Origin of the sequence: Methylocystis rosea (genome assembly GCF_003855495.1) — a bacterium.
Classification (GTDB): Bacteria; Pseudomonadota; Alphaproteobacteria; order Rhizobiales; family Beijerinckiaceae; genus Methylocystis; species Methylocystis rosea_A.
In genome coordinates, this window is sequence record NZ_CP034086.1 from 1,813,399 (window position 1) to 1,827,982 (window position 14,584).

The 14,584-nt window shown below is 63.3% G+C and carries 14 protein-coding genes; 5 read left to right on the forward strand and 9 right to left on the reverse strand.

Annotated features, from left to right (window positions below):
- Positions 1-11: 11 nt before the first annotated feature.
- On the reverse strand, positions 12-2,450 hold the full coding sequence (locus EHO51_RS08870; protein WP_245434859.1) for a TonB-dependent receptor domain-containing protein: 2,439 nt from the start codon (positions 2,448-2,450) through the stop codon (positions 12-14).
- 769 nt (positions 2,451-3,219) lie between these two features.
- Between EHO51_RS08870 and EHO51_RS08875 the strand changes: the two genes are divergently transcribed.
- Both EHO51_RS08875 and EHO51_RS08880 read left to right on the forward strand, forming a co-directional pair.
- The gene (locus EHO51_RS08875) at positions 3,220-4,515 is read left to right on the forward strand and encodes an SDR family oxidoreductase (RefSeq protein WP_124738580.1); all 1,296 of its coding nucleotides are present in this window, start codon (positions 3,220-3,222) and stop codon (positions 4,513-4,515) included.
- Entirely contained in the window at positions 4,512-4,982 is a 471-nt protein-coding gene (locus EHO51_RS08880; RefSeq protein ID WP_124738581.1) for a DUF2269 family protein, read from the forward strand. Before EHO51_RS08875 ends, EHO51_RS08880 begins: the two co-directional genes overlap by 4 nt.
- 32 nt (positions 4,983-5,014) lie before the next feature.
- On the opposite strand, the gene EHO51_RS20515 is transcribed toward EHO51_RS08880, so the two are convergent.
- Positions 5,015-5,173: a hypothetical protein gene (locus tag EHO51_RS20515; protein WP_164479371.1), complete on the reverse strand. Its 159-nt coding sequence runs from the start codon at positions 5,171-5,173 to the stop codon at positions 5,015-5,017.
- A 125-nt stretch (positions 5,174-5,298) separates the two neighbouring features.
- On the opposite strand from EHO51_RS20515, the gene EHO51_RS08885 reads away from it, so the two are divergent.
- Entirely contained in the window at positions 5,299-6,474 is a 1,176-nt protein-coding gene (locus tag EHO51_RS08885; RefSeq protein WP_124738582.1) for an amidase, read from the forward strand.
- Between the two features lie 103 nt (positions 6,475-6,577).
- On the opposite strand, the gene EHO51_RS08890 is transcribed toward EHO51_RS08885, so the two are convergent.
- The 6 genes from EHO51_RS08890 to EHO51_RS08915 all read right to left on the reverse strand — a co-directional run bounded on the left by EHO51_RS08890 (position 6,578) and on the right by EHO51_RS08915 (position 12,420).
- Positions 6,578-6,961, reverse strand: coding sequence for a low molecular weight phosphatase family protein (locus EHO51_RS08890; protein ID WP_432431927.1), 384 nt, complete (start codon positions 6,959-6,961; stop codon positions 6,578-6,580).
- Positions 6,962-7,033: 72 nt separating this feature from the next.
- Positions 7,034-8,461, reverse strand: a complete 1,428-nt coding sequence (locus EHO51_RS08895; protein WP_124738583.1) for a hypothetical protein — start codon at positions 8,459-8,461, stop codon at positions 7,034-7,036.
- Between the two features lie 83 nt (positions 8,462-8,544).
- Positions 8,545-9,024, reverse strand: coding sequence for a UPF0262 family protein (locus EHO51_RS08900; protein ID WP_018408731.1), 480 nt, complete (start codon positions 9,022-9,024; stop codon positions 8,545-8,547).
- A 2-nt stretch (positions 9,025-9,026) separates the two neighbouring features.
- On the reverse strand, positions 9,027-10,328 hold the full coding sequence (hisD, locus tag EHO51_RS08905; protein ID WP_124738584.1) for a histidinol dehydrogenase: 1,302 nt from the start codon (positions 10,326-10,328) through the stop codon (positions 9,027-9,029).
- Between the two features lie 28 nt (positions 10,329-10,356).
- Positions 10,357-10,845: a DUF2948 family protein gene (locus tag EHO51_RS08910; protein ID WP_124738585.1), complete on the reverse strand. Its 489-nt coding sequence runs from the start codon at positions 10,843-10,845 to the stop codon at positions 10,357-10,359.
- A gap of 282 nt (positions 10,846-11,127) precedes the next feature.
- Positions 11,128-12,420 (reverse strand): adenylosuccinate synthase, encoded by a 1,293-nt coding sequence (locus EHO51_RS08915; RefSeq protein ID WP_124738586.1) that lies wholly within the window; start codon positions 12,418-12,420, stop codon positions 11,128-11,130.
- A 167-nt stretch (positions 12,421-12,587) separates the two neighbouring features.
- On the opposite strand from EHO51_RS08915, the gene EHO51_RS08920 reads away from it, so the two are divergent.
- Together EHO51_RS08920 and EHO51_RS08925 are read left to right on the forward strand one after the other, a co-directional pair.
- Positions 12,588-13,061: a DUF2892 domain-containing protein gene (locus tag EHO51_RS08920; protein WP_124738587.1), complete on the forward strand. Its 474-nt coding sequence runs from the start codon at positions 12,588-12,590 to the stop codon at positions 13,059-13,061.
- 230 nt (positions 13,062-13,291) lie between these two features.
- Positions 13,292-13,615, forward strand: a complete 324-nt coding sequence (locus EHO51_RS08925; protein WP_124738588.1) for a hypothetical protein — start codon at positions 13,292-13,294, stop codon at positions 13,613-13,615.
- Positions 13,616-14,080: 465 nt separating this feature from the next.
- On the opposite strand, the gene rlmH is transcribed toward EHO51_RS08925, so the two are convergent.
- Complete coding sequence (gene rlmH / locus EHO51_RS08935) at positions 14,081-14,560, reverse strand: 23S rRNA (pseudouridine(1915)-N(3))-methyltransferase RlmH (protein WP_124738590.1); 480 nt, start codon at positions 14,558-14,560, stop codon at positions 14,081-14,083.
- Between the last annotated feature and the right edge of the window lie 24 nt (positions 14,561-14,584).

Here is a 14,584-nt window from a genome sequence, read left to right on the forward strand (position 1 = left end):
TCAGGCGGCGATCAGTTCGGCAGCTGCGAGAAAAGCGCCGCGCGATCGGCCAGACCGGCGAAAGAACCGTCGAAATTGAGCGGGCCGTTCAGCGTTACGCGCACAGCTGCGGGCTCGAGCGGCTTGAGATGGCGGTCCATGACGCCGACGCCGCAAACCTGGGCGGGAGCGACGCCTGCGACGCATTGCGCGTAAAGAGGGTCGCTCGGCAGGAGCGAGCCATATGCAAATGTGATCTGGTCGGAGCGCGAGTTGAAAACATTGAAGGCGTCGATCTGCAATCGCCAGCCATCCGCCCATCGATAGCCCAGTCGTGCGTTCAACGTGCCGGTGGCTGGCGAATTGAAATAGCCGTCCTCGGTGAGCGCCCTGGCCCCGAAGTAGCGATACTTCAGCGCGCCGAACCATCCGGTCGTCTCGCCGAGCTCCAATCCGCCCATCGCCGTCACCGCGATGGCGTTCGACAGATAGTTGCCGGGCGCATTGCCGAGGAATGTCCCATAGGGCGCTGCCTCAGGCGTGATCAAGTCGAGCCACGCCAAGGTCTGCGCAACGTCGACGCCGCGGTAGCGCGCCTGCACAAGCGCCACGTCGCCGTCAAATTTGATCCAGGAATTCGGGGCGTATTTGTTGGCGAATTCGAGGCCATATCTGCGACTGGGGCGACCGAAGATCGTCGTGCCGCTATCGCCGACAAACTGGTTCTCCGATTCGAGATTGAGCCAGAACAGGCTGATGCTGGAATCGAGCCCTTCAATGAATCTAGTGCGGGCGCCGATCTCGGCGCCGCGTGATTTCACCAGCAGCGGAATTGAAGCCGCCTGAACGAAGCCGTCATTGTCCGCAAGTTCGGCTGTGGAGACTCGCAGCACCGCGCCCCTTGCGTCGGTCGAGTGGAAGCCTTCGCCGTAATTGGCGTAGAATTCCGTCTTGTAGAAGGGGCCGACGATGATCGAGAGCTTCGGGCTGAACAACGCCGCGTTCTTGACGCCCTGATTGAACGGTCCGGTGAGAAGGAACGCCGGCAGACCGGCGCTCGTCACGAGTTTAGGCGCATCCAACAGCGTCTGGCGTGAGCTTACGGCCGCGTTGTAATAGTCGAACCGCGCCCCGGTGACGGTCTTCAGCCAGGGCGTCCAGCGCACCGCCGTATCCGTCCAGACGCCGATGCTGCCTTCGCCGACGGCGTTGTTGCTGAGCGTGTCATAGAGTTGTCGACGGACGCTCTCCTGCAATCCCAGACGAATGTCGTCGTAGCGGCCTTGAAAGCCGACGCGGGTCTCGACTGGCGCGCCATTCACGTCGGCCCATCTGATCGCATGCTGCGCGTTGACGCCGACGAGCGTGCGATCGTCGAACTGACGGATCTGGTCGCCCAAATTCTGATGCGCCAGGAAATAGGTGTAAGTGCTGTAGAGATCCAAGGTCGAATGGACGACATAGGCTTCGACGCGCGTGGCCTGATCGCCCTCAATCTGACTCCAGCGCGAGGAGAGCGAGAAGCGCGAGGTCGCGCCGCCGGCGGTCGGGTCCATCGTGCCCCATATCGACAGCAACCCGGCGCTGACCGCGCGACTCGGAATTTGGTCCGTTCCATACCATTTGTTGGCGTAGCCCATGAAGGTCACGGAGGCGCCGTCTTCCTGCGTGCCGCGCGACCAGCGCAACACGCTGTTGAGGCGCCGCATATTGTCGCCGCGCTCCCAGGGACCGTTGTAATATTGCGCCTCGACCGCGCCATAGGCGGAGCCGCCAGCGAAATCTCGGTATGGGACGACGGCGAGAGCCCTGGCGTAGCCGAAGCTGCCGCCAGTGACCTGAAAGAAGCCTCTGTCGATCGCGTCTTTGTATTGCATGTAAATCGAGCCGGCCGACGAGAAGTCGCCGTCTTGAGCGTCATACGGACCTTTGCGGGCGAGGACGTAAGACAAGAGTTCGGGGATCAGGAAATTGCTGTCAGCGTAGCCCTGGGCATGGCCATGGGTGCGCATATTGAGCGGCATGCCGTCGAGATAGAGCGCCAGATCGGTGCCATGGTCGAGATTGAAGCCGCGCAGAAAATACTGGTTCGCCTTGCCTTCGCCGCTGTGCTGCGTGACGACCAGTCCGGGCACGATCTCCAGCGCGTCGCCGGGGCGCGCGAAGGGTAGCGCGTTGACCTCCTTGCCGGTGAAGAACTTTTCGCTTGAGGCTGTGATCGGCGGCGGCTGGGGCCCAGAAGGCGCCGCCGGTGGTCGACTGACCGCAGCGACGACCGGCGAAGCGCGCGGCGGTTGCGGCGGCGCATGGACGGGTCGTCCCGGCGCGGACGCATGGGAACGCGCCGCCGGGGCGGCCCGATGCACGCCAACTTGGATTGTGGGAAGCGCGGTTTGCGCCAGTGCGGTGAACGAAGGCGGCGCCGCAAATACTGCAGTCAGAAAGCAGACCAAGGCTGAACGAAATGACATTGCAGACTCCGCAGCAAACATGGGTCATCACTGCGAAGGGTCATGCCGCGTTGAGCGCGAATGCGCCATCCCCGGCATAAAAGCGCCCTGCGGGGAATGTCCATGAGAGTACGCGTTAAGCTGCATGTCGGCAAGCCGATGAAATGGCGCGCATTCTCTCGTGCATCTTTTTCTCGGCAGTGATGCAGAAACATCACGGCTCGTCTTAAAAGGGAACGTGCGCCTTGGCGAGATGCGCCGCTCACTCACGTCATCTCTGTGAAAGCGGGCGCCCCGGCGGCGCGGCTCGACGCAAGCCCCGCGACGGTGGAAGCAATACCACGACGCAAGCTCTACGCTGGCCACACTCTCGAGCACGCGCATCAGGACGGCGCGGCGTTCAAAATTCCTGCTCGAGATCGTCTGGATGCGCATTGTCGCTGCGCGCAGCCGCGCTAGGTAGCGTGCGGTTCCGCAACTGAATATGTGAGGCGCGTCATGCCTCGGCTCGCAGAGACGGCACTGATCCTGTTCCTATTGGCGACGGTCAACGCCAGCCTGTTTGGCATCATCTATAAAATGGTGCGCTAGGCGGCCGGCGTGGTCGGCGTCGGCTTATGCGCTACTTTCGCCAACACGGACTGTCTAAGCGGCGGCTTGAACTCCGCGCACTTTACGCGGACGCCTTGTTCGGGAGCAGCCCTATATGAAACTCGACCATGGCTTGCGCCGCAGTGACGGCCGTTTCGTCTTCGACGCAACATTAGGATAGACCATCCAAGGCGGGCCAATGAAAGTTCTTCTGATTGGAGCGACCGGCCTCATCGGCTCAAGCATTCTCGCAAAACTTCTCTCAGCCGGCCATGCGGTGATCGCCGTGTCGCGCGGACGCGCAAATGTCCGACGGCAATTTCCTCAGGCGCAATGGGTGTCGATCGATCTGAGAAGCGTCGACTCCGCGCAAGAATGGACGCCTCATCTCGAGGGCGTCGACGCCGTCATCAATTGCGCGGGCGTGCTTGGCGGAAGCGGCTCCGATTCCACTGAGGCCGCGCATAGCCGTGGCCCAGCAACCTTGTTTGCGGCCTGCGAACAGGCTGGCGTCAAGCGCGTCATTCATTTCTCCGCCGTCGGCGTCGACCGGCAGACGCCCAGCGAATTCTCAAAGAGCAAGGCGGAGGGAGACGCCGCCTTAAAGGCGACGGGACTCGACTGGATCATTCTGCGGCCTTCCGTCGTCCTCGGGCGCCGCGCTTACGGCGGTAGCGCGCTGTTTCGGGGACTGGCGGCGTTGCCAATCCTCCCCCGCTTCAGAGACGCGGGGGAACTGCAGATCGTCCAGCTCGACGACGTCGTGGCGACGGCGCTTTTCTTTCTCGCCCCCTCGGCGCCGGCGCGTGTGGAGCTGGAGATCGTCGGACCGCAGCGCCTGACCTTCAACGAGGTCGTCGCGATCTATCGCAAATGGCTCGGATCGCGCCCTGCCCTGCTCGTCGACGTCCCCGACCGGCTGATCGACTGGATGTATCGCCTCGGAGATTTCTTCGCCTGGCTGGGATGGCGCACGCCGATCCGCAGCATCGCAAAACAGGAAATGGTCCGCGGAGCCATCGGCGATCCCACGCCATGGACAGACATGACGGGAATCAAACCGCAGTCGCTTGAAGCGGCGCTTATGGCCGAGCCCGCCGACGTGCGCGAAAAATGGTTTGCGCGGATCTATGCGCTCAAGCCGCTCATTTTCGCCGTAACGGCGCTGTTCTGGATTTCGACCGCGCTGGTCTCTTACGGACCGGGATGGGACATTGGGCTCGGGCTTTTGTACGAGGGCGGACTGTCAGGCCCAATCGTGCCGCTGGCCGTGATCGCGGGCGCCACATCCGATCTTATCATCGGCGTCGCCATCGCCTTTCGCCGCACATCGAAAGTTGCGCTGCTCGCCGCGCTTATCCTATCCTTCGTTTACCTCATTCTCGGCACCATCCTCGTGCCGCGACTCTGGAGGGAGCCGCTAGGGCCGATGTTGAAGATCTGGTCGGTGATGGTGCTCAACGTCGTTTCTCTGGCGATTGTCGACGACCGGTGATTTATCTCCTCCTCAAATACATTCACATCATCGGCGCCGCAGTTTTGCTTGGCACGGGCGCCGGAATAGCCTTCTTCATGCTAATGGCGCATTTCTCCCGCTCCACGCCAGTCATCGCCGGGGTGGCGCGCATCGTTGTGATCGCGGACTTCGTCTTTACCACCTCCGCCGTGGTGGTTCAGCCCATCACCGGCGTCGCGCTCACCTGGCTGGCCGGCTATTCGCTCACCGAAGGCTGGATCGCGCTTTCAATCGCCCTGTATCTTTTGACCGGCGCCTTCTGGTTGCCTGTCGTGTGGATGCAGATGCGCATCCGCGATATTGCGCAAGCCGCGGTAGCGGCGAACCAGCCGCTACCGCAGGTCTACCATCGATTTTTCTGGTGGTGGTTCGCCTTCGGCTTTCCGGCGTTCGGCGCCGTTATGACGATCATATGGCTGATGATCGCCAAGCCGCTGATATTCTGACGCGCGACCGTCCCCAAACGCGCGAGGCTCCCCTATCGCGTGTACCAGACGTAGATGATGGAAAAGGCCAAAGCCAGCGCAAAGCCAATCATGACGTTGCGTATAAAGCCCCCGCCGAACTCATCCATGTTGCGTCTCCAATGGCCGCACGCCGCAGCGGACAATCTGGCGTAAGCCTGCGAATGGCGCAACAGCAGTCTCCCTGCGGCGTTTGCATTTTGTCTCGCCACATTCTTCAGTATAGTCGCGCCCATCAGGCGCTATTTGGATTCCCGCCGCGCCCGCCTATAGACCCGCCGGAAGGAAGGATGCCGCGATGAAGGACGATCTCGGCGCGCTGTCCGTCGTTCTCAACCGGAGCACGGAAACGCCGGGACCCCTGTCCGGCGCGAGCTTCGTCGTCAAGGAGAACATCGACGTCGCGGGAAACGTCTCGGCCAACGGCCATCCGAAATGGGCGGCGACCCACGCCCCCGCCGAGCGCGACGCCCCTGTCGTCGCCCGATTGCTCGATGCGGGCGCACGGCTCGTCGGCAAGACGCACATGGACGAGATGGCCTATAGCCTGCTCGGCGCCAATCCGCATTACGGCACGCCGATCAATCCGGCCGCGCAAAATCGCCACCCCGGCGGCTCGTCTTCAGGCTCGGCGGTCGCGGTCGCCGCCGGCCTCGTCAATTTCGCCATCGGCACCGACACCGCCGGCTCCTGCCGCGCGCCGGCGGCCTTTTGCGGGGTTTTTGGCTTCCGCGCGTCGCATGGCGCAGTTGCGATGGATGGAATCATTCCGCTTGCGCCGTCCTTCGACGCCATCGGCTGGTTCGCCCGCGACATCGGCGTCATGGCGTCTGTCGGCGAGGCTTTGTTGCCGGTTAACGCGGCGAACGCCGAACTCAAAGAAGCCGTGCTGCTCAGCGACGCCTTCTCGGGAGTCGGGATGGATTTCGCTTCGGCGGCGGCGGATCCCGTCGACGCTCTGAAGGCGTCCGGCCCCTGGCGCGAAGCGACGCTCGGCGACGACTTCTTCAAGACGGCGCTCGGACATTTCCGCAACATGCAGGCCTTCGAGGCCTGGGCCTCGCATGGCGCGTGGATTTCGGCGAACAGCCCGACTTTCGGCAAGGGCGTCGAGCAGCGTTTCGCCTATGCGGCGAAGGTCACGGCCGACCAAAAGAAAGCCGCTGAAAGTTTCCGCGAGGAGGCGCGCAAGAAAATCGACGCGCTCCTCGGTTCGCAAGGCTTCCTCGTGTCGCCGACGGCGCCGTTTCGCGCGCCGCTTCTCACCGAAAGCGAGGAAACGCTCGACGCCAAGCGCTATCAGATGATGCGCCTGTTTCTCATCGCGAGCTTCTTCGGCCTGCCGCAGATCAGCACTCCCCTTCCGACGAGCGATGCGCCCGTTGCGCTCTCGTTCATCGGCCGACGCGGTTCGGACCACGCGCTGATCGCCCTTGCGCAACGCTTCTGCGCGCAGATGAAGCAGTCTCTTTAAGTTTTTTCTATACGCACCGGTTGTCATTCCCGGCGGGCCGAAGGCCTGACCGGGAATCCAGAGCAAAATCCTCTCTGCGTCGCTCTGGATTCGCGATCGCGCGTCATCCGCTCAGCGGCGGCCCGTGTCCGAGCAGATCCTTGATACGCCCTGTCAGCCGCTCGCGCACGTCGCGATAGGAGTCGAGAATGGCCTCGCGCGAGCCCTGCGCGGCGGTCGCGTCGGGCGTCGGCCAGTAGACGACGTCGACGGCCATCGTGCGCGTAAACTCCAGCGCCTTGTGATGCGCCTCGGGCGACAGCGTCACGATCAGATCGAAATTGGAATCTTCGAGATCTTCGAACGTGTGCGGCTTATGCGCTGAAATGTCGACGCCGATCTCGTCCATCGCCGCGATGGCGAAGGGGTCGGGGGCGCCGCGCTTCAGACCAGCGGAAGCGAAATAGGTTTCGCGGCCAAAATAATACCGCGCGATCGCCTCCGCCATGGGCGATCGCACAGTGTTCAGCGTGCAGGCGAAAAGAATGGATTGGGGGCGCGCCACGTTGCTCACGCATTCTCATCGCTGGCTTTGCGCTGACTGACGGTCTCGTTCGATGAACGCCGCAAGTTCCTTCGTCTGGTCCGTGAACAGTTGCAGTTCGTTGATGTCGAGCGGCTCGCTCACATGCTGCATCAGCAGCAGATCTCGGCCTTCGGAGAAGGCCGGCGCCAGCCCGCAATAGAAAAATCCCTGGCGGCGCGCGCTCTCAACCAGGAGCGGCAAGCCCGGGTCGTCGACATGCGCGGAAAGCTGCACGGCGCGCGCGCCGAGCCCGCTGACGTCGCTCACCGCCTGGCTCAATTCGATGCTGGCGTTCGATCCGATCATCTCGAAGCGAATCCTGCCATAGCCCCATGGGTTGACCATGACGCTCGTCATCGACCGGGTCTCTGTTGGCGTTCCGCTCTCGCATAGAGAAACGCCGACGCCGAGACGGCCGTATGTCGTCGTCATGACGTCGCGATACGCCGGAGGCGCGACGATCTCGCATGCCCGCCCGGCTTCCAGGAAGCGGAACGTCAGCAGAAAACTCTGGCGCTGTCCGGCCGTCGGCACAGGCAAGTCTTTGGAATGCAGCGACTCGGACGCCGCGCCGAGCAGAATCGCGCATGTGGGCATGCCGGCCCGCTCGTCGTTGCGCTGTGAAAATGTATGAGTCGTAACCGGCTCGGCGTAGATTCCGACGAGACCGAGTTTCGTGGCTTCGTCCGTCAGCCGCTCGGTCATGCGCTCCAGGAGATGACGTCCTCGGTAGGACGGAAGCACGACCGCTTCGCCGCGTTCGGCGATCGCCGCGCCTGGCTCGCGCTCGAGCGCGACATGGCCGACGACCTCGCCGCGCGCATCGCGGGTCACGACCGGAATGAGCTCTCCGCTTTCGACCTTCCGCCAATAGCGGTGCGGGGAAAAGACTTCTCGGTGAACGTAATTGTGTCCATAGACCGCCAGAAAGCAGCGCGCGATCGCCGCCGAGTCGCTCTGCTGAGGCACGTCGATCCGCACAGTTTCGGTGGTCTCCGCGGCTTCGGCGATCGGCTCTTCGTTACGTTCCGCCGCTTCGCGAGAGGGTTCGAAACCGCGATGGATCGTGATCTCCCATCCGTCGACGCCGCGTTCCCGGTAGGATAATCCCGCATCTCGCCGCACCTGCGCGCTGAGCGAACCAACAACGGCGGAAAATCGGGAATGGCCGTTGAGCAGAATCCGTGCGCGCGCCTCGCCTTTGGAAGCGGACAGAAGAACCGCCGCGCGCTCGGCGTTCGTGCGCGATCCGCAGAGAATCTGCCATGTTTGCGCAGCGTCGGCGGCGATCAGGCTCGCGGTCATCGGCGGAACCCCTTCGACCAGCGACGCTTCGCGAACGAAGGCGCGGAGCAGTTCGCCGCCTTCCGCTTCCATCGACAGCCGCAGCTCGGCGAAATGATCCGAATTACCTTTGCCCATGCGGATGATTCCATGATGACAATGTGACGGCGCCGAGCGCTGCGCCGCGCAGCGCTCTCATCCTTGGCGACCGAGCGCGGCGCTCAGCCCTTCCAGTGCAGCGCCGTGATCAGCGTGAAGATACGGCGCGCCGTATCCTGATCCGTGTCGATCTTGCCTTTCAAGCGTTCGAGGAGAAGCTGCGCGCCTTCGTTATGGAGGCCGCGACGCCCCATGTCGATCGCCTCGATCCTGCTCGGGGTCGCATGGCGGATCGCCGCGTAATAGCTTTCGCAGATCATGAAATAATCTTTGAGAATGCGCCTGAAAGGCGTCAGCGAGAGAATATGCGTGACGAGACAGACGCCCTCCGCGTCGCAAATCTTAAAAACCAGTTTGGCGTCAACGAGCGAGATCAGCAGCTCATAAGGTCCTCCATGATGGCCAATCAGCGCGAAACTGTTTTCCTCGATGAGATCGTAGATCGCGATGGCGCGCTCATGCTCCTGATCCGCCGAACCGCGGCCGATCGAGTTTTCGTCGAGCGTGACGGAGATCAGCCGCTTCGACTCGTTTGACTCCACCCTCACGCCTCGAGCTGATTGAGGCGGATCGACACCGAACGCGCATGGGCCTGCAAGCCTTCGGCCTCGCCAAGCGTGACGGCGGCGGCGCCGATGGCGCGCAGCGAGTCCGCATCGCATTTCAGGATCGACGTGCGCTTGACGAAGTCGAGCACGCTCAGACCCGACGAAAAGCGCGCCGAACGCGCCGTCGGAAGCACATGGTTCGAGCCGCCGACATAATCGCCGACGGCTTCGGGCGTATAGGCGCCGATGAAGATGGCGCCGGCGTTGGAAACGCGCGCGGCGAGGTCTTCGGCGTCTTCGCTGATGATCTCGAGATGTTCGGCGGCGATGCGGTCGGCGAGCGGAAGTGCGTCGGCGAGAGTTTTCACGATGATCGTTGCGCCATAGTCACGCCAAGAGGCGCCGGCGATCTCCTTGCGCGAAAGCGTCGAGAGATGCCGTTCGACGGCGGCGACGACCGCGTCGGCCAGCGAGGCGTCGTCGGTGATCAGGATCGACTGCGCGGATTCGTCATGCTCGGCCTGCGCAAGCAAGTCCGCCGCGATCCAGTCGGGATTTGCGGTCGCGTCGGCGAGGATCAGCACTTCAGAAGGGCCGGCGATCATGTCGATGCCAACCTGGCCGAAGACGCGGCGCTTCGCCGCCGCCACCCAGGCGTTGCCCGGCCCGACGATCTTGACGACGGGCGCAATCGTCTTCGTGCCATAGGCCAGCGCCGCCACGGCTTGCGCGCCGCCGACGCGGTAGATCTCGTCAATGCCGGAACGCTTGGCGGCGGCGAGCACCAGCGGCTCCACATGGCCGCCGGGCGTCGGGACCACCATGACGATGCGTTTCACGCCGGCGACCTTCGCCGGCACGACATTCATCAGCACGGAAGACGGATAGGCGGCGGTGCCGCCGGGCACGTAGAGGCCCACCGAGTCGAGCGGGGTCCAGCGCCAGCCGAGTTCAACGCCGGCCGCGTCCCGAAAGCGCAGATCCTGCGGCTTCTGCCGCTCGTGGAAGTTGGTGATCCGCTCGAGCGCGAGATCGAGGGCGGCGAGCTGCTCGGCGGAGCATTTGGCCTCCGCCGCCGCGACCTCCTCGCGGGAGACGGCAATGCCGGTCGCCTCAAGGTCGATGCGGTCGAAGCGCTTGGAATAGTCGACAAGCGCCGCGTCTCCGCGCGCGACGACGTCCTCAATGATGCCGCGGACCGTATCGTCAACGTCCTGCGACGACTCACGCTTCATAGCGAGCAGCGAGGCGAAACGCTGTTCGAAATCGGGCGCCGCAGCGTCCAAACGCAGGGTCATGATCCTCTCCAGCCGGGAAGTCCGGCTGTCATGGCCCTCGGGGAGCGTGCTCGTCAAGTTCGCCGCTGAAATCATGGCTCGGACGGGCGGCGACCTTCCAGCGCGGTCCCACGTCGCAAAGTTGCGCCTCGACGCATTCGACGTCGAGCGCGATCGACGCGCCCCCGGCGAAAAACAGCCGGATGACTCCCGACGGCGGTTCGGGGTCGGGCTCGAAGGTGACCGCCAGAAGTTCGAGGATCGCGTCGGGCTGGTCGCGGCAGATACGCTGGCAGCGCACGCGCTGCACGCCTTCGAAATGCAGGCCGCAGCGGCAGCGCTCCAGTCGCCCGTCAAGTTCAGCGGCCCAGTCGAACCGCGACCCCACCAGGGCGAACCGGCGCTTGTCGGCAAGAAAGGCGATGTCGCCGACACGCACCAGGGCGTCCTGCAGATGCGCCGAGAGGAGCGAAAGATCTTCGCTGTCGAGCGCGTGCAAGCGCAAGGCGAACTCACAAGGCCGATTGGGTGGTTCCATATCCTCTCCTCCTTCGCCCGATATGGCGAAGGGCGCGGGGGGGCGCAACCCTATGGGCGGCGCCAAGCCAAGTTAATGAGATTTTCTCGGGTCCACGCTTTCCACACCCGTTAACCCATCATGGCCGGGCTTGTCTGCGCGAGAAAAAGAGGGAGACGCTTCTCCGCTGCGTAACCCCTCCCCTTTACGGGGGCGAGCGAAGCGAGCCGGGTGGGGTTTGGTCACCCCCACCCGATCGCCTTCGGCGATCGACCTCCCCGCTAGGGGGAGGTAAATCCGCGCTCAATCCTGAAACGGATTATGCACGAGAATCGTGTCGTCGCGTTCGGGGCTCGTCGAGAGCAAAGCGACCGGCGCCTCGATCAGCTCCTCGACGCGGCGGACATATTTGATCGCCTGCGCCGGCAGATGCGCCCAGGAACGCGCGCCGCTCGTTGATTCCTTCCAGCCGGGGAAGCTTTCATAGACCGGCTGCACGCGCGCCTGCGCCGCTTGCGAGGCCGGCAGGCGTTCGATGCGCCTGTCGTCCAGCATGTAATGCGTGCAGATTTTAATTTCGTCGAAACCGTCGAGAATATCGAGCTTCGTCAGCGCGACGCCGTTGATGCCGGACGTCTTCACCGCCTGGCGGGTCAGCACGGCGTCGAACCAGCCGCAGCGCCGCCGCCGTCCGGTGTTGGTGCCGAATTCGCGGCCGCGATCGCCGATCAACTGGCCGATCTCGTCATGAAGCTCGGTCGGAAACGGGCCGCCGCCGACGCGCGTCGTATAGGCCTTGGCGATGCCGAGCACATAGCCGATCGCGCCGGGCCCAAGTCCCGAACCGCTCGCCGCCGAAGCGGCGACGGTGTTGGACGACGTCACATAGGGATAGGTGCCGTGGTCGACGTCGAGCAGCACGCCCTGCGCGCCCTCGAAGAGGATGCGCTTGCCGGCGCGGCGATTGTCTTCGAGCAGCTCCCACACCGCGTCCATAAACGGCAGGATGCGCGGCGCGACGGACAGCAGCTCCTCGCGCAGCGCGGCGGGGTCGACCTGCGGCAGGCCAAGGCCGCGCCGCAGCGGATCGTGATGCGCGAGCACGCGCGCGATCTTGTCGTCGAGCAGATCCGGCTCGGCGAGATCCATGAGGCGAATCGAGCGGCGGCCGACCTTGTCCTCATAGGCGGGTCCGATGCCGCGCTTGGTGGTGCCGATCTTGGCGCCGCCGCCCGCGTCCTCGCGATGCGCGTCAAGCTCTCGGTGCAGCGAAAGGATCAGCGGCGCGTTTTCGGCGATCTTGAGATTCATCGGCGAAATGGCGACGCCCTGCTCCCGCAGCCGGTCGATCTCGCCGACGAGGAAATGCGGGTCGACGACGACGCCATTGCCGATGACGGAAAGCTTTCCCGGCCGCACGATGCCCGAGGGCAACAACGCGAGCTTATAGGTCACGCCGTCGATGACGAGCGTGTGCCCGGCGTTATGGCCGCCCTGGAAGCGTACGACGACGTCGGCCTCGAGCGACAGCCAGTCGACGATTTTGCCCTTGCCCTCGTCGCCCCACTGGGCGCCGACCACCGCCACATTCGCCATGGCCGTATCTCGATCTCCAAATAGAAAAAGCCCCGCGCGTAACGCCGGGGCTCGTTACCGCAGGGGTTTAGCGCATGCCGCCGAGAGCGTAAAGGCCGCCGACGGTCCGAAAATCAGGAACTTCGAGCGGCCTTTGCGGTTGGAAACAAATAAGGGGAGGTAGATGGATGCCGACCACGGTCGCTCGCGTTGCACAAAACACCGATGAAGACGTCAATCGCGCCATTCGCAAGGAAACGCAGGCGCGGCTGTCCTATTTCGCCAAACACCCGGAGAAGATCGACGAACGTCTCGAGGAGCTTGATCGGGAGTGGGACATCGAGCGGGCGCTCGAAGCCAACGCCTCCTCTTTGGCGCTCGTTGGACTTGCGCTCGGCCTGACGTCCGATCGTCGCTGGCTGGCGCTGCCGGTTCTCGTCAGCGGCTTTCTGCTCCAGCACGCGCTGCAGGGCTGGTGCCCGCCACTGCCCCTTCTGCGTCGGTTGGGCCTGCGAACGGCAGAGGAGATCGGCCAGGAGCGCAACGCGCTCAAGGCGCTGCGCGGCGACTTCGACAAGGTGAAAAAGGCCGGCAACAGGGTGCAGGAGGCGGCGCGCGCAGCCGGGCTTGGCTGCGAGATGCACGGGCGCACCGTGCATTAGAAGCGCGCGGCTCGACAAGAGTTTGCACGATCTCGACGTGAACGAAACAGCGGAGGGAAAGCGACGCGCGAAAAAAGCGCGCGCATGTATCGAAAGGTACATTCAATTTAGCGTGTAGCCAGTTTAGCTTGGCAGCGAAGATTGCATTGCTGGCAGCTTGGCTGTCGAGGGGCGATCTTCTTTGCCTTGTCGAATTTGCCCGATCAGTTTCAATGAGCAGGGGTTTCAGAATGAAAAAGCCCGTTTCGATTTCCATAAGCAAGTTCACTGAATCCGTTCAGGCCGCCGTGAAGGCCGCAAGCGCGAAGCATCCAAAATTCAAATTGGAGGTTCCTGACGCCGTTTCGGTGTCTTATTTAATTCGCGGCATACCCGTTCCAGAGTCGATCGCTTCACAAGTGACGCTTGGCGAGACGCAGGCGCTTGCCAACGACATCGCAGGCCATCTGGGAGCATTCGCGGGCGAACAGGGCGGCGCCGTCTATTCCATTGGTCGCCACATCATTGTCGGCATTCCCGTTCCCCCTGAAATTCTTCAGTTTGAACAGAAGTAACAGGTGGATTTAAGCCCATGTCGAAACTTTGTCCGAGCGCGCAGCCCGGCATGGATCGAGCGATGGTCTTGGGCGTCGTTCAGCAGGACGGGCCGAGTCCCGTCGTCCAATATCTGAACGAGCGGCTTCCCGCGACGCCCGAGGTCCTTGCCCTGTCCGCCCCGTTAAAGCCGACTGAAATATTTCGGCTCGCGGCGACCTGCGCTGAGCATAAATGTCCGCACTTCGACGGCGCAGATTGCCAGTTGGCGACGCGAGTCGTGAAAATGCTGCCTGCTGCAGTCGACAGTCTGCCGCCATGCGCTATCCGAAAAGAGTGCCGCTGGCATTTCCAGGAAGGCGAAGCAGCTTGCAGACGGTGTCCGGAGATCACCACTGTGAGCTACGACTTGTCGCAACAAGCACGGGACGTTTCGGGACTGCCAATTATGGAGGAACCCCTAACTTAGCCGCTTCGAGGCCAACTCATCCCCGATGATACGGATGGCCGGATAGGATCGTCATCGCCCGGTAAATCTGCTCCGCCGCGAGGATGCGCGCCAGCTGATGCGGCAGCGTCATCGCGCCGAAGGACAAGACGGCCGTCGCTCGCGCGCGCACGCTCTCGTCCAGGCCTTCTGCGCCGCCAATCGCAAACCACAGCGCCTTGCAGCCTCTGTCGCGTTCGGAGGCGATGAATTGCGCGAAGGCTACGCTTGTCTCCCCCCTGCCCCGTTCGTCAAACGCCGCAAACCGCGATTCGGCAGGCAACGCCGCGAGCAGCTCCATCGCTTCGCGCGATGACCGCTCCGCGCTGGAGGAGGCCTTGCTCTCATCGATCTCTTTGAGTTCGAGACCTTCGAGGCCCAGCCGCCGCAAGGCGTTGATGCGCTCGGCATAGCGCGCGAAAAGCTCTCGCTCGGGACCCGCCTTCAGGCGGCCGATGCAGATCAGTCCCAGTTTCATCCAACGCCAGGCGAGACGGAGGCG

What these genes read in the sequence shown, in the direction of transcription:
- EHO51_RS08870 (WP_245434859.1), bottom strand. Translation starts at nt 2,450, where the DNA reads ATGTCATTTCGTTCAGCCTTGGTCTGCTTTCTGACTGCAGTATTTGCG.
- EHO51_RS08875 (WP_124738580.1), top strand. Translation starts at nt 3,220, where the DNA reads ATGAAAGTTCTTCTGATTGGAGCGACCGGCCTCATCGGCTCAAGCATT.
- EHO51_RS08885 (WP_124738582.1), top strand. Translation starts at nt 5,299, where the DNA reads ATGAAGGACGATCTCGGCGCGCTGTCCGTCGTTCTCAACCGGAGCACG.
- EHO51_RS08890 (WP_432431927.1), bottom strand. Translation starts at nt 6,961, where the DNA reads ATGGCGGAGGCGATCGCGCGGTATTATTTTGGCCGCGAAACCTATTTC.
- EHO51_RS08895 (WP_124738583.1), bottom strand. Translation starts at nt 8,461, where the DNA reads ATGGGCAAAGGTAATTCGGATCATTTCGCCGAGCTGCGGCTGTCGATG.
- hisD (WP_124738584.1), bottom strand. Translation starts at nt 10,328, where the DNA reads ATGACCCTGCGTTTGGACGCTGCGGCGCCCGATTTCGAACAGCGTTTC.
- EHO51_RS08910 (WP_124738585.1), bottom strand. Translation starts at nt 10,845, where the DNA reads ATGGAACCACCCAATCGGCCTTGTGAGTTCGCCTTGCGCTTGCACGCG.
- EHO51_RS08915 (WP_124738586.1), bottom strand. Translation starts at nt 12,420, where the DNA reads ATGGCGAATGTGGCGGTGGTCGGCGCCCAGTGGGGCGACGAGGGCAAG.
- EHO51_RS08920 (WP_124738587.1), top strand. Translation starts at nt 12,588, where the DNA reads ATGCCGACCACGGTCGCTCGCGTTGCACAAAACACCGATGAAGACGTC.
- EHO51_RS08925 (WP_124738588.1), top strand. Translation starts at nt 13,292, where the DNA reads ATGAAAAAGCCCGTTTCGATTTCCATAAGCAAGTTCACTGAATCCGTT.
- rlmH (WP_124738590.1), bottom strand. Translation starts at nt 14,560, where the DNA reads ATGAAACTGGGACTGATCTGCATCGGCCGCCTGAAGGCGGGTCCCGAG.